Here is a 13515-nt window from a genome sequence, read left to right on the forward strand (position 1 = left end):
TGAACACGGGATGACCTTTCACTTTTCAACCGCTCCCAATTCTTTTCCAAGTGTCAAAATTGATTGGTTGATCCGCCATACATAATAGAGGTGATGGATTAAATCGCGGTGAGACTTTATTCTGCTTGGGGCAAGGCGTTCGATTTGTTCACGTTCTTCCTTAAGGTTGTAAATAATACCGGTCCTTTCAGTTCCTTTAATAAGCTTGCGTAGGGTTATGATGTTATGCTCGGTTTTTTTCTCAATTTCTATAAAAGTTTCTTTTATTTCCGCTGATAATTCAAAATTACCGCGATAGGAGGATGCGACCAAGTGCTTAGCGTAATAATTTATTGCAGTTAATATAGTTATTCTACGAGATATATTCGCGCGGACAATTGTTTCATGACGATTAAGTATTGGCTTGGCCTCATCCTCAATGACTTGAAGCTTTTCATCCATTAAAAAGGCATTATGTGCGAGTCCCTTAACACTTACCTCTTCTCTAAAACTCCTCAGATAGTCCATCACGTATGGTTCAAGCTCTTCCAAAAATTCACCAAAGGTATCAGCAACTTTATCCGTTGTCTTTTTTGGGAAAATCACCGATGATACAAGTAATGCAATAAGCGCACCAGCTATCGTATCCATGACCCGAGCACCGATTAACTGGATGGTAATGCCACCCAGCAATAAATCATACATGAACGCAAGAAGCATGGTAATAAACATACTCATGATAGTGTACGAAACGGTTACCATGTAAAACGCCAGAAAGACAACAATGAACAGCAAGGTTAATTCAATGGCCGAGTGGCCGGAAATCAATTTTGCCAGTCCAAACCCAAGCACTGCACCGATAATTGAACCAAGAGAACGCTCGAATCCTTTTTTATAGGTCCGTCCAACAGACTGCGTGCCAAGTAATACGACAAATGCTGTAAGAATTACCCAGTATGGTCGATTAGGTGAGATAAATCCACCGACAATTATTGAAATAATCCCTGCGACTAGGGCCTGTACTGACTTTTTAGTCGATTGGTTAAACTTATCCTCGTTATCATTGTCATCATCATCGTTTATATCAGCTTCCTCATGAGCAACTAAACTGGCTGCACCCTTATGTAGGGCTTGTTGCATGGAAAATCCGCTTTCGATAACATGATTGGCAATGGATTCAATTCGCCGGATAAGAAATACCCATCCTTTTGGTTTTTCTTCCCCATTTAAAAGATCCTTGATAGCGAGGCGTAGACCTTGTACTGCAATTTCTGCCTCCTCTAAATTCCGCCAGTCATAGCTTGGAACCAGCATACGTGCTTCCCGAATGGACTTAATAACCCATACAAGCAATCTTCTTAACTCCTCAACTTCAAGTGCATCTGCCTTTTTTAAACTGTTAATTGATTCCGTTAATGTCTCAATTAACATGCCAGTATCAAAAACGTATAGGCGAAGTTGGGAAACTTTAAGCCCTGGCCAGATTGCTCTGATATCTTCTGCATTTAAATCCACTGATACGGTTCTTCCATAGTCCCTGATTTTTCTAACATTATTATTCAGGTGATTTATCCGCTTTTGGCTAATCTCAGGATCTTGAATCACTTCGACTAGAATTTCCAGTGTTAGATTACATTGAATATGGAAAGAACGCATACTCCTTTTTAATGTTTGTGGTGTATCTTTAAAAATAATAAAGTTATATAGAAATGCATAACTTACTCCAATAAAAATACCCATATAAAACAATGGCAATTGGCCAACAGGTATCTGTAGAACGGATGAGATATAAACGGTTATAAAACCAATATTAAAGATGGAGAAATATCCTGTTCGATACCTAGAAAAGTAAAAGGCACTAACAATAATAAGAATCATGAGGATGTCGATGAAATACGGGTTGCTTGATAGAAGTGATCCACTAGTAATTCCACAGGCGGCGGCAACTGCCAATAAGCCGGTTGTTACTTTCTTTTCCTCATTCGTATCGTCATTGACAAGCATAATCCCCATCATTCCAGTCATTGCAGCGACGATTGCAGGTGTTAAAAGATTAATTCCAAGTAGGTATAAAACCAATAACGTAGTAAATACTGATGACATTAAACTAATCGTTGCTTTTCCAGCCTTTCGAAACCGCGTGCGTCCTGGGTCTGAAGCAAGTAACCTCCCAATCCAGTAGTGTTTACTTTCAAAGCGTCCCATCTGCATCACCACTCTTTTTAAAAATTATCTTGTACTAATAATACACTTGTTCAGTCATTCTACCAAGCGAACAATTTAACAATAAGCTAGAAGGAAAAATGGAATAAACGTCGAATTATTCAAGGATGGGGTTTTTAAATTAAAAACAATGTAAGTAGTGATAATTAGTGTGGAATATGAATAATATAGAAGCTTGGGAGGTATGTGTTGATGATTGTGAGTAATGATTATGTAATGAAGCAGAAAGTAATTTTTGTGAAGGAAAATGAAAGTCTCGAGCAAGCCTTAAATAAATTGACTGAATCCAGTTACCGTTGCATCCCGGTCCTGGATGAAAATGAAAAGTTTGTTGGTAATGTGTACAAAGTCCATATTCTAGAATATGAGAGGGAAAAAGGTGACTTGGCCATTCCAGTCCAAGAACTTGTTAGGGACCAAGAAGGCTTTGTAAATGAGAGTGACCCTTTCTTTAAGGTATTTTCAAGCATTAAACGATTACCATACTTAGCTATTTTAGATGAAGACGCAGATTTCCTAGGGATCTTGACACATGCTAATGTGTTAACGGTGCTTGAAAATGCATGGGGAGCGAATAATGGTAGCTACTCATTAACGATAGGTACCGTAGAGTTTGCAGGAGCATTACAAAAAATGTTGAAAATCGTTAACAAGTTTTGTAGTGTACAAAGTGTTATTTCGTTAAATAACAATTCAAAGTATGCAAGAAGAGTTTGTATCGTATTGCCTAAAAATATAGACTCAAAAGAACTAGACCGCATAGAGAAAGATTTAAACAAAAATAATTTCATCGTAACAGACGTCGAGAAATTGAATTAAGGAAGAAACGAAAAGCGGAGGTGACTGTTCAGAAGCGGACGCATAAGCAAGGAACCGCAGAGTGCCACGAACTACGGCGCTCGGAGTGTTCCTTGCTTATGACGGCAGCTTCTAGGAGCCGCAGCTAGACAACGAAAAGCGGAGCCGACTGTTCAGCGACGTACAAATAGATAGGCATGTGAAAGTACGGTGAACTTTCCGTGCATTCAACAGGACTAACTATTTGCTAGTCGCTAGGAGCCACAGCTAGACAAAAAAGCGGAGCCGACTGTTCAGAAGTGCTTCACTAAGGACCTTAAGGGGTTCTTTTTTTAAAGGCAAAGAAAGTATAGATTTCGGCGTTTATCTGTCCAGCCCCAGCGCCTAGTCCATCGAACGTTGATATTTCGGATAGAATGCACTTTTTTCATTTGACAAATTACCCTATAGGGTATATTATGATGAATGTTCACCAAGAACAAATGGCTAGACGACTGGAGGTCTTCCTTTGAAATACGATGAAAAGGTACAAAATAGAGTGAAACGCATAGAGGGTCAGGTTAGAGGATTATTGAAAATGATGGAAGACGAAAAGGAATGCAAAGATGTAGTTTCTCAAATGACTGCAGTACGAAATGCAGTGGACAGAACTGCTGCTTTGGTAGTAAGCACGAATCTTGCACAATGTATACGTGAAGAAGAGGATAATGGAAATAGTTCTGATGATCTTATTAAAGAAGCAGTCAATTTGCTTGTTAAAAGTAGATAAGGGTGAGCAAGCTTTATCACCTTTTTTTTAATAAAAAATAATACCCATACATGTATATGTGTAAAAGAAAGGAAAATATAAATGTCGGATAATAAGAAAACAACCATCGTATTATTTAGTGGTGATTATGATAAAGCAATGGCGGCTTATATTATCGCAAATGGTGCTGCGGCATATGATCATGATGTAACAATTTTTCATACCTTTTGGGGGTTAAATGCATTGCGTAAAGATGCACAGGTTCCAGTGAAAAAAGGGTTAATGGAAAAACTATTCGGTAAGATGATGCCAAGAGGTGCTGATAAAATGGGGCTTTCTAAGATGAATTATTTAGGTATGGGCCAAAAAATGATAAAAAGTGTTGTGAAGAAACATAATGCTTTACCTCTACCGCAGTTAGTCGAAATGGCACAAGAACAAGACGTTAAGTTGATTGCATGTACCATGACAATGGATTTACTTGGTCTGAAAAAAGAAGAATTACTTGATGAGATAGAGTATGGCGGTGTGGCGGCTTATATTGGTGAGGCTGAAAATGGAAATGTGAGTTTATTTATATAAATTTTTTTCGAATTCAATATACCCAAACAGGTATGTGTATATATAAAACTTAGGGGGATAAAAGTGAAGGTAATTATGGTCGGTGGGATGCTGACTTTGGGAAAATGACGTGAAGAAAAGAAGGAGGGAAATGGCTATGCGTATTACAGCAAATGAAACATTGGATGCAAAAGGATTAGCATGTCCAATGCCAATCGTTAAAACGAAAAAGGCAATTAAGAATATGGAGCCTGGTCAAGTCATCGAGGTAGAGGCAACTGATCAAGGTTCTACAGCTGATATAAAGGCCTGGGCAGAAAGCACGGGACATCAGTATCTTGGAACCGTTGTAAATGGAAACGTGTTAAACCATTACCTGCGTAAAGCAAATGATGCAGAAACAAAAGAAATAACTAAACATGAAGATATTCTTGATTTGGAGGAACTGCGCAATAAATTGGAAGGACAAGAACATTTCACTATCCTGGATGTTCGTGAACCCGCTGAATTTGTATTCCGACATATACCCGGTGCGGTAAATATCCCATTAGGACAACTTGAAAAGCGAATGGTTGAAATAAGCAAAGATAAGGAGTTATACGTCATTTGTCGTACAGGTAACCGCAGTGATATAGCTGCGCAAAAGTTAACCGAAAAAGGATATAAAAGTGTAAGAAATGTTGTACCTGGAATGTCCAAATGGGAAGGACCAACAGACAAATAAAACTAGGAGGGGTATGTAATGTCAACAACAATAACTACAAATGAGTTGGCGAAAAAAATTGTGAATAAGGAAGATACCTTTATTTTAGATGTACGCAATACAGATGAATTTAAAAAATGGAAAATAGAAGGTGAAAAAGTAACAATCATGAATGAACCTTACTTTAACTTATTAGATGGTGTTGAGCTAATAGCTAATAAAGTACAAAAAGATCAAGAGGTTATCGTCGTTTGTGCAAAAGGTGGGTCATCACAAATGATTGTTGCAGAACTAGAAGAAGATGGATTTACTAATGCTTATAACCTAGAAGGTGGCATGAAAGCGTGGAGCGAACATCTGGAACCAGTAAAGATTGGCAGTTTACAGGATGGTGGAAGTATCTATCAATTTGTGCGACTTGGTAAAGGATGTCTTTCTTATTTAATTGAGTCAAATGGTGAAGCTATTATCGTTGATACAGCTCGAATGATTGATCAATATGAAACCTTCGTCGCAAACAAAGGAATACAAATTAACCATTTAATTGACACGCATTTACACGCGGATCATATTTCTGGTGGCCGTAAACTCGCTGAGAAAGTTGGGGCAACATATTATTTACCACCTAAAGATGCAGCTGAAGTAAGATTTAATTATACAGCATTAGAAGAAGGAAACGATATTGTTATAGGAAATACAACTGTTAAGGTAAACCCTATTTATTCACCAGGACACACAATAGGTAGTACGACATTAATCATCGATGATACGTACTTATTAACAGGTGACATTCTATTTATTGAATCAATTGGTCGACCGGACTTAGCGGGTAAAGCGGAAGATTGGGTTGGAGACCTTCGCGATACACTTTACAATCGTTATAAAGAACTACCAGGCAACTTAATTGTATTGCCAGCGCATTATTCATTTGCGGAAGAGTTAGATAAAGATGGAAAAGTATCTGCCCGTCTAGGTGACCTTTATCAAAATAATTCCGGGTTGCAAGTAAACAATGAAAATGAATTTAGAAAAATGGTGACGGAAAATCTACCAGACCAACCCAATGCATATCAAGAAATTCGCAAAACAAACATGGGAAAAATCAACCCAGAAGAAGAAAGACAAAAAGAAATGGAAACTGGACCAAACCGTTGTGCGGTTCACGGATAATAAAAGGAGGAGGAAGTAAAGATGGATGTAGCAAAAATATTAAATGCAAAAGGATTGGCATGTCCAATGCCGATTGTTAAAACAAAAAAAGCAATAGGAGAAATTAATTCAGGTGAAGTGTTAGAAGTTCATGCAACGGATCAAGGAGCTAAAAGTGATTTAACAGCTTGGGCAAAGTCAGGTGGACACCAATTACTAAAGGATACAGAAGAAGACAATGTACTAAAATTTTGGATTAAAAAAGCGTAGGAGAGACCCTCTCTTAGTTGGGGGATAAAAAATGGAGTATAGTATTATTTTAATCGTTACAATTTTTTTTATTGGATTTATTGGTTCCTTTATATCAGGAATGGTAGGAATCGGTGGGGCTATTATTAACTTTCCCATGTTGTTATATATTCCAGCTATTTTAGGTCTCGCCCATTTTAGTTCATACGAGGTTTCCGGTATTACCGCTATTCAAGTGCTTTTCGCTACAATTGGCGGTGTATGGGCATATCGAAAAGGTGGATATTTAAATAGAACAATTATAGGTTATATGGGGAGCAGTATTTTAATTGGAAGTTTGGCCGGTGGTTTTTTCTCATCAGGTATGACTGAAGGAACAATTAACATGGTCTATGGAATATTAGCTTTACTTGCTGTAGCTATGATGGTAATTCCCAAAAAGGGAATTGATGATACTCCGTTTGATACAGAAAGCTTCAATAAATCGCTTGCAGCAATATTATCATTGGTTGTTGGGATTGGTGCTGGTATTGTAGGGGCAGGTGGGGCATTTTTGCTGGTTCCCATTATGCTTTTATTATTAAAATTGCCCACTAGAATGACAATTGCTTCATCTTTAGCTATTACATTTATATCGGCTATTGGTTCGACAACTAGTAAAATAATCACAGACCAAATATTGTTTATACCAGCAACCATCATGATTGTGGCAAGCCTAATCGCCTCTCCACTAGGGGCAAGTCTTGGAAAAAGAATAAATACAAAGTATCTTCAATTGATCTTGGCAGTTTTAATTTTAGGAACGGCACTAAAGATTTGGCTTGATATTTTAGTGATTTAGAAAACATTTAACTAGAAGCTAACGCTGTCGATAAAGTTTTTGTTGCATTTGTTATTCATTTAACCTTTGCAAATTATTTAGTGAAAGTTAACGCCTTAAGGAGATGTGTTCATGTTTCATTATACAGTAGAAACAAATAAGACAATGGAAGAAGCAATTCAATCACTTGAAGAAAACTTAAAGATAGAAGGTTTTGGAGTTCTTTGGCAATTTGATATTAAAGATACATTGCAAAAGAAAGGACTCCAGTTCAATCAACCTTACCAAGTGTTAGAGGTTTGTAGTCCAAAAGAGGCACAGCATATGTTGAGCAAGAACCAGATGGTTGGATATTTCTTGCCATGTAAGCTCGTTGTTTATGAAGATTCAGGTATGATTAAAATCGGTATGCCTAGACCAACAGTATTAGTAGAAATGGTCGAAGATGAATCGATTAAAGAGAAAGCTACAGAAATTGAGGATAAGTTAATTAGTTGTATGGATCAAAGCGTTTAAAGATACTTAAGGGGTGACTAAGGGCGAGGCTTGCCCCTTGTCGCCCTTTTTAGTTTCTGAGTGATCCCACCGGATAGTGAAATGTCGATGACGGATCGTATTTTCAGTAGACGGATAGTACTTCACGCATGTTCGAGCGTGAACAAAGGTAAGTCCTGATATTTTTTCTAATTATTTTCATCAAACTTTCACATTCATCTTGTAGTATAAAATTAGGAAGGCATTTGACTGGAGGAACTTCTATGATCACAGCGAAGGTATTATCTATCGCCATTATTGTCATAAGTTTAATTGCAGGATTGATTTCTTTTTATATAATAAGCGGTTTATCAAAAGCACAAAAGAAAAAACAAATGGAGGAAATTGCTTCACAACTTATTAATTTTTTTATTTTTATTTGGCTTGGAAAAATAATAATGAATTTTTTTATATTCATAAAAGATCCATTAGCAATTTTGGCATATCCAAGTAGCTCACATGCGTTTTATCTAGCCATATTATTTAGTGCCTTAATACTTACTTATAAGTCGAAGCGGCGCCAAATCGATGTGTTTCAATTAATCAAATCCTTCATCCCTGTGTTTTTAGTGGCGTCATTTGTGTATGAGTTTATTCAAATTGTTTGGAATAACAATACATATTCGATTGGATACACGGTTTTATTGACTATTCTTCTGATAGTATACCTGCTAGTTAGTGACCGTATGGCAGGTCCAACAGTGACATTAATGATGTTAATTGGCTGGTCCGCAGGTGTGTTTGTACTTGAATACATCCTGAGCTTTACAACGGTATTCGGCTATATAATGGATTCGTGGTTTATCGGGTTATTTTTTATAACAAGTTTTATACTAATTATTTATAAACAGAGAAAGCTGGTGTCATAATGGGTGGTATTGAGACAGATACAATGTTGGTAATAGGAATGTTTATGGCGATAGGCGCAGGTGCGTTGTCTTTCCTATCACCTTGTGTTCTACCGCTTTTCCCTGCGTATTTATCGTATATTACTGGGATAAGTGTGAAGGAATTGCAAGGGAAGCAGGATGCTAAAATTCGCAAAAAATTAGTGAGCCATTCCCTATTCTTTTTGCTGGGAGTTTCGCTTATTTTTATTAGTTTAGGTGTCAGTGCTTCGTTTTTAGGGCAATGGATTCAACAATTGTTAATCGGTGAATCTGGACTGCTAATTCAGCGTATTGCGGGGATCTTCATTATTACTATGGGGTTATTTGTCGCAGGTTGGATTAATATCACAGCTTTAATGAAAGAGAAGCGATTCCATTATTCCAAGAAACCTGTTGGCTATTTTGGGACATTTTTTGTTGGGGTGGGATTCGCTGCGGGGTGGACACCATGTATTGGTCCAATTTTCGGATCCATTTTATTCTTGGCTGCGAGTAACCCAGGACAAGGTGTATTTTATACGGCTATGTATATTGTCGGTTTTTCGTTACCATTTCTTGTCCTGACTTTTTTCCTCGGATCAACTAGATGGATTGTTCGTCATAGTCAAGTGATTATGAAAGTAGGCGGCACCATTATGATCATTATGGGGTTGGTTTTATTTACTGGCCAAATGCCACGCATTACAGAATTTCTACTTAAGTTGGTACAGGATACATGGTTTGCAAAATTAGGCTAGTAACGGAGGTAATAATCAATGAAGAAGGTAATTTTTATTGTGATTATAATAGGAATGTTTGGTTGGGCTGTTTATGATTTCGTATACTCGTCTGATGAAACTACCAATCAGAAAGATGGTGACAATATGTCGGGCAATGCCATAACGTCTCCGCCTATGGATAAGGAAGATGAAAAAGAGAACGTTAATTCCGATGAGGTAGGGCTTGATATAGGTGACTATGCTCCAAATTTTAAATTGAAAACATTAGACGGGGAAACTGCCCAGCTATCTGACTATAGGGGGAAACAAGTAGTGGTCAACTTTTGGGCGACTTGGTGTCCTCCATGTCGGGCCGAAATTCCTGATCTTCAAAAATTTTATGATAATAAGGACGTTGTTATTTTAGCAATCAATTTAACAGAAACAGAAAAGAGCATCGATAATGTCACCAAGTTTGTAAAAGAGTTCGAGATGACTTTTCCAGTTCTGATGGATGAGAACTCTCAAGTTTCTAATACCTATGAAGTCCAGGCATACCCGACTTCCTATATGATAGATAAAAATGGTCGTATCCAATTTAAAGCATTAGGCGCAATGAATTATGATATGATGCTGCAAGAATTCAAAAAGATGAAGTAGATATCTTTTGTTGTGTATAATGACGGGGGAGGTGCAGTTCCGTGAAACAAACGATACTCGTTGTAGAAGACGATAATATGATCCGTGAACTTGTTAGCATTTATTTGAAAAAAGCTGGTTATCATGTGGTCGAAGCTGCCGATGGAGAAGCAGCAAAAGATTCCTTTTTACATCAGTATCCATGTTTAATAGTTCTTGATTTAATGCTTCCTAAACTTGGTGGCGAGGAATTTTGTAAATGGGTACGAGAACAGGAACGAAATGAAGTATCCATTATTATGCTGTCAGCAAAAGTACGAACAGTTGATAAAATAAATGGCTTGAAAATAGGGGCCGATGATTATATAACCAAACCATTTGATCCAGACGAACTTGTTGCACATGTTGAAGCGGTTCTACGAAGAACGGGACAGTTTTGTCAAAAAATAGTATATGACGGGTTATGTATTAAACCACGAAAAGGAGAGGTTCTACTTTTTGATAAACAATTGCGTTTAACAAAGCATGAATTCACGCTTCTTTTCCATTTTATGAAAAACCCAAACGTGGTCCTATCAAGGGAAGATCTTATTCAACAACTATATCCAAATGCTGATAAAAATGTTTTGGATCGTACCATCGATGCGCATATAAAAAAGTTGAGAGTAAAAGTTGAAAATAATCCTCAAGAACCCAAACGGATTTGTACAGTTAGAGGAATGGGGTATAAATTTGTTCAATAAGAAGTCGTGGCTACCTAAACAATTTTTATGGCGGTTAACATTGTTAAATGTAGTAATTGTTGCATTTTTTATTGCTGTCAGCTGTTGGGCGATCTATAACACAGCCTGTTTTTTAGTTGATGGGTTTGGAACAATGAATGAGGAGAAACAGAATCTATTTAATTCAACTTTATTCCATTATTTGTGTATTTTTAGTATAACTGCAATTGTAATGAGCAGTATGATTCATTTTTATTTGACCAAGCAATTAATACGTCCTATCCGGAAATTGATTCAATCTACAAAAGTTATGAAACGTGGCCAATACCCAAAGCCTATTGAAGTTAGTACCAAAGATGAGACCGGGCAATTAATTAGCCAATTTAACGATTTGATTATGCAATTGAAAAACAATGAACTTCATCGACAAAAACTTGTGTCAGATTTATCACATGAGTTTCGTACACCTTTAACGAATCTGAACGGTTATTTACGCGCATTAAAAGACGGAATGATTGATGGTAATCCAGAATTATATGAATCACTATACAAGGAGTCAAAGCGTCTTACGAATATGGTCCAACAAATAGAACAATTAAAAGAATGGGATAATGTATCACAACAAACATATTCTGAAAAAGAAGCTGTAGATATGGCATTGTTAATTAAACAATCAGTTGAAATGTTTCGATGGTCGCTGAAAAAAGAAAACATAACAGTTAATATTCAAACGGAGAATATAGTCGTGGATGTAAATAGTGAAGGAATTTCACAAGTTGTTAGTAATTTAGTGGGAAACGCCATTTTATATTATCAAGGTACAGATTCCATTACAATAAAAGGAAAAACCCTTGAATCGGACTATTATTTTTCTGTTGAAGGTCCGGGTCAACCAATTCCTATAGAGGATCAAGATAAAATATTTCAGCGCTTTTATAGGGTAGACCAATCTCGTGATCGTGAAACAGGAGGAACAGGCCTAGGCCTCGCCATTTCAAAAGAAATCGTTGAACATCATAAGGGTACGATTGGAATGGAGTCTGTGAATAATCACCATATTTTTTGGTTTACTCTACCATTTCAAAAGGTTAATAGCTGAATAAAATCAATTTATCAAGACTTGTCTTTATGGCAAGTCTTTTCTTAACAATATAAGAATGAATTTATATGTAAGTGAAATAATTACAACTAAAAATTGAATCACAAACATACACTTTTCATTAGGAGTACAAGGGCATGAAATGCTCTTGTACTATTTTTGTGTAATCAAAAATAAAGGAGTTTTCTGGACGTTTGTCGAAGTTTAAGGGTATAGAATAATGAAAAAATAAGGGTAGTTTAACTGTGACGTTTTCAATTATATGTTTTTGATCCAGAAACGAAGAAAAGGAGGATTCTTATGAATGATAAATTACAAATAAAAGTGAATGACAATGGACCGCTACTTGTGTCAGGAGATATTGAGCTAGTAGATGCGGAGGGAAATGCGTATACCACGAAAAGAATTTATTCGCTTTGCAGGTGTGGACATTCATCGACAAAGCCATATTGTGATGGAACACATAAGAAAGCAGGATTTGAAAGTAAACCGAGAGTGTAATAAGGAGGAGATAATCAATCATGGGTAAACCAAAAGTAATTGCATATCACGACCTACCAGATCTGGCAGTTGAAAAGCTAAAAGAACATGTCGATCTAGTTCATTTTAAAGATCTTGGACAAGAGTATGAAGTTTTTTTGAAGGAATTACAGGATTGTAAGGGACTAATTGGAATGGGGTTGCCAATTACTTCAGAGCTTTTGGAACAGGCGCGCAATCTGCAAATCGTCAGCAATATTTCTGTAGGTTACGACAACTTTGATCTGGAGGAAATGAACAAACACCATGTGATGGGAACGAATACACCTGATGTTTTAACAGATACAACCGCCGATGCAATGATGGCCTTGTTGCTTGCTGCTGCCAGAAGAATTACGGAGCTTGATCGTTTTGTTAAGAATAAGAAGTGGATGGAAATGGTCGGAATGGAGCAGTATGGTGTTGATGTTCACCATAAAAAATTAGGAATCATCGGCATGGGTCGGATTGGTGCTGCTGTTGCAAAGCGCGCCCATTTCGGATTTGATATGGAAATCCTTTATCACAATAGAACGAGGAGAGACAACGAGTTCGACGCCACATACTGTAGTCTTGATGAGCTTTTGACAGAAGCTGATTATGTTCTTCTGATGGCACCTGCAAACAAAAATAATCCACCAATTATGGGTGAAGAGCAATTTTCACTAATGAAAGAATCGGCTATTTTTATCAATGGTTCACGCGGTGAAAATGTTGAGGAAAAGGCTTTAATTAAAGCTTTAAAAGAGGGTGAAATATACGCCGCTGCCTTAGATGTATTTGAAAAAGAACCAATTCAAACGGATAACGAACTTTTGCAATTGGAAAATGTAATTACTGTTCCACATATCGGTTCAGCAACATTTGAAACTAGAATGAAAATGTTTGAACTAGCTATGATGAACCTGGTGCAAGGACTGAATGATGAAGCGCCTGTGAATCTAGTAAATAAAGAAACAGTAAGGTAAAGGGGGGGCAGATTTATGAAGTTGAGCGAGATAACACGATAGTCAATCGACAATTCTGGAAAGTTGATCGTCACCATCAAAAAGTCAATCGGCACGACCGGAAAGTTGATCGACCAACTCTAAAAGTCGATCCTCAAAATAAAAATGCGATAAATCAACATGAAAAGAATAAAGAATCCTATCCTCCAAAGTGGAAGATAGGATTCTCTTTACTTC

General features: G+C 37.1%; 16 protein-coding genes. 15 read left to right on the plus strand and 1 reads right to left on the minus strand.

Annotated features, from left to right (window positions below):
* Positions 1 to 18: 18 nt before the first annotated feature.
* Entirely contained in the window at positions 19 to 2184 is a 2166-nt protein-coding gene (locus CFK40_RS02235; RefSeq protein ID WP_089530470.1) for an FUSC family protein, read from the minus strand.
* 210 nt (positions 2185 to 2394) lie between these two features.
* Here CFK40_RS02235 and cbpA point away from each other — a divergent pair, with 210 nt between their 5' ends.
* The 15 genes from cbpA (at position 2395) to CFK40_RS02310 (ending at position 13299) form a co-directional block, all read left to right on the plus strand.
* Positions 2395 to 3021: a cyclic di-AMP binding protein CbpA gene (gene cbpA / locus CFK40_RS02240; RefSeq protein ID WP_089530471.1), complete on the plus strand. Its 627-nt coding sequence runs from the start codon at positions 2395 to 2397 to the stop codon at positions 3019 to 3021.
* Between the two features lie 487 nt (positions 3022 to 3508).
* Positions 3509 to 3769, plus strand: a complete 261-nt coding sequence (locus CFK40_RS02245; RefSeq protein ID WP_089530472.1) for a metal-sensitive transcriptional regulator — start codon at positions 3509 to 3511, stop codon at positions 3767 to 3769.
* Positions 3770 to 3850: 81 nt separating this feature from the next.
* Positions 3851 to 4330 carry a DsrE/DsrF/DrsH-like family protein gene (locus CFK40_RS02250; protein ID WP_089530473.1) on the plus strand — a complete coding sequence of 160 codons (480 nt, stop codon included), beginning with the start codon at positions 3851 to 3853 and terminating at the stop codon, positions 4328 to 4330.
* A 136-nt stretch (positions 4331 to 4466) separates the two neighbouring features.
* A complete protein-coding gene (locus tag CFK40_RS02255; protein WP_089530474.1) occupies positions 4467 to 5033 on the plus strand; it encodes a sulfurtransferase TusA family protein in 567 nt (188 codons plus the stop codon).
* An 18-nt stretch (positions 5034 to 5051) separates the two neighbouring features.
* A complete protein-coding gene (locus tag CFK40_RS02260; protein WP_089530475.1) occupies positions 5052 to 6182 on the plus strand; it encodes an MBL fold metallo-hydrolase in 1131 nt (376 codons plus the stop codon).
* Positions 6183 to 6203: 21 nt separating this feature from the next.
* Positions 6204 to 6431: a sulfurtransferase TusA family protein gene (locus CFK40_RS02265; protein ID WP_089530476.1), complete on the plus strand. Its 228-nt coding sequence runs from the start codon at positions 6204 to 6206 to the stop codon at positions 6429 to 6431.
* A 31-nt stretch (positions 6432 to 6462) separates the two neighbouring features.
* Positions 6463 to 7251 carry a sulfite exporter TauE/SafE family protein gene (locus tag CFK40_RS02270; RefSeq protein WP_089530477.1) on the plus strand — a complete coding sequence of 263 codons (789 nt, stop codon included), beginning with the start codon at positions 6463 to 6465 and terminating at the stop codon, positions 7249 to 7251.
* Positions 7252 to 7362: 111 nt separating this feature from the next.
* Complete coding sequence (locus CFK40_RS02275) at positions 7363 to 7746, plus strand: DUF302 domain-containing protein (protein ID WP_089530478.1); 384 nt, start codon at positions 7363 to 7365, stop codon at positions 7744 to 7746.
* A gap of 242 nt (positions 7747 to 7988) precedes the next feature.
* Complete coding sequence (locus CFK40_RS02280) at positions 7989 to 8633, plus strand: glycosyltransferase family protein (protein WP_089530479.1); 645 nt, start codon at positions 7989 to 7991, stop codon at positions 8631 to 8633.
* The gene (locus CFK40_RS02285; RefSeq protein ID WP_089530480.1) at positions 8633 to 9391 is read left to right on the plus strand and encodes a cytochrome c biogenesis CcdA family protein; all 759 of its coding nucleotides are present in this window, start codon (positions 8633 to 8635) and stop codon (positions 9389 to 9391) included. The genes CFK40_RS02280 and CFK40_RS02285 overlap by 1 nt, the downstream gene beginning before the upstream one ends.
* 18 nt (positions 9392 to 9409) lie before the next feature.
* Positions 9410 to 10012, plus strand: a complete 603-nt coding sequence (locus CFK40_RS02290) for a TlpA family protein disulfide reductase (protein ID WP_089530481.1) — start codon at positions 9410 to 9412, stop codon at positions 10010 to 10012.
* A 41-nt stretch (positions 10013 to 10053) separates the two neighbouring features.
* Positions 10054 to 10734 carry a response regulator transcription factor gene (locus tag CFK40_RS02295; RefSeq protein WP_089530482.1) on the plus strand — a complete coding sequence of 227 codons (681 nt, stop codon included), beginning with the start codon at positions 10054 to 10056 and terminating at the stop codon, positions 10732 to 10734.
* Entirely contained in the window at positions 10724 to 11812 is a 1089-nt protein-coding gene (locus CFK40_RS02300; RefSeq protein WP_089530483.1) for a HAMP domain-containing sensor histidine kinase, read from the plus strand. The genes CFK40_RS02295 and CFK40_RS02300 overlap by 11 nt, the downstream gene beginning before the upstream one ends.
* 300 nt (positions 11813 to 12112) lie before the next feature.
* On the plus strand, positions 12113 to 12313 hold the full coding sequence (locus tag CFK40_RS02305; RefSeq protein WP_089530484.1) for a CDGSH iron-sulfur domain-containing protein: 201 nt from the start codon (positions 12113 to 12115) through the stop codon (positions 12311 to 12313).
* Positions 12314 to 12333: 20 nt separating this feature from the next.
* The gene (locus CFK40_RS02310; protein ID WP_089530485.1) at positions 12334 to 13299 is read left to right on the plus strand and encodes a 2-hydroxyacid dehydrogenase; all 966 of its coding nucleotides are present in this window, start codon (positions 12334 to 12336) and stop codon (positions 13297 to 13299) included.
* Positions 13300 to 13515 lie beyond the last annotated feature (216 nt).

The sequence above is a fragment of the Virgibacillus necropolis genome (genome assembly GCF_002224365.1).
Lineage (GTDB): Bacteria > Bacillota > Bacilli > Bacillales > Amphibacillaceae > Virgibacillus_F > Virgibacillus_F necropolis.

What these genes read in the sequence shown, in the direction of transcription:
- CFK40_RS02305 (WP_089530484.1), top strand. Translation starts at nt 12,113, where the DNA reads ATGAATGATAAATTACAAATAAAAGTGAATGACAATGGACCGCTACTT.
- CFK40_RS02275 (WP_089530478.1), top strand. Translation starts at nt 7,363, where the DNA reads ATGTTTCATTATACAGTAGAAACAAATAAGACAATGGAAGAAGCAATT.
- CFK40_RS02255 (WP_089530474.1), top strand. Translation starts at nt 4,467, where the DNA reads ATGCGTATTACAGCAAATGAAACATTGGATGCAAAAGGATTAGCATGT.
- CFK40_RS02265 (WP_089530476.1), top strand. Translation starts at nt 6,204, where the DNA reads ATGGATGTAGCAAAAATATTAAATGCAAAAGGATTGGCATGTCCAATG.
- cbpA (WP_089530471.1), top strand. Translation starts at nt 2,395, where the DNA reads ATGATTGTGAGTAATGATTATGTAATGAAGCAGAAAGTAATTTTTGTG.
- CFK40_RS02260 (WP_089530475.1), top strand. Translation starts at nt 5,052, where the DNA reads ATGTCAACAACAATAACTACAAATGAGTTGGCGAAAAAAATTGTGAAT.
- CFK40_RS02310 (WP_089530485.1), top strand. Translation starts at nt 12,334, where the DNA reads ATGGGTAAACCAAAAGTAATTGCATATCACGACCTACCAGATCTGGCA.
- CFK40_RS02250 (WP_089530473.1), top strand. Translation starts at nt 3,851, where the DNA reads ATGTCGGATAATAAGAAAACAACCATCGTATTATTTAGTGGTGATTAT.
- CFK40_RS02285 (WP_089530480.1), top strand. Translation starts at nt 8,633, where the DNA reads ATGGGTGGTATTGAGACAGATACAATGTTGGTAATAGGAATGTTTATG.
- CFK40_RS02280 (WP_089530479.1), top strand. Translation starts at nt 7,989, where the DNA reads ATGATCACAGCGAAGGTATTATCTATCGCCATTATTGTCATAAGTTTA.
- CFK40_RS02290 (WP_089530481.1), top strand. Translation starts at nt 9,410, where the DNA reads ATGAAGAAGGTAATTTTTATTGTGATTATAATAGGAATGTTTGGTTGG.
- CFK40_RS02235 (WP_089530470.1), bottom strand. Translation starts at nt 2,184, where the DNA reads ATGGGACGCTTTGAAAGTAAACACTACTGGATTGGGAGGTTACTTGCT.
- CFK40_RS02270 (WP_089530477.1), top strand. Translation starts at nt 6,463, where the DNA reads ATGGAGTATAGTATTATTTTAATCGTTACAATTTTTTTTATTGGATTT.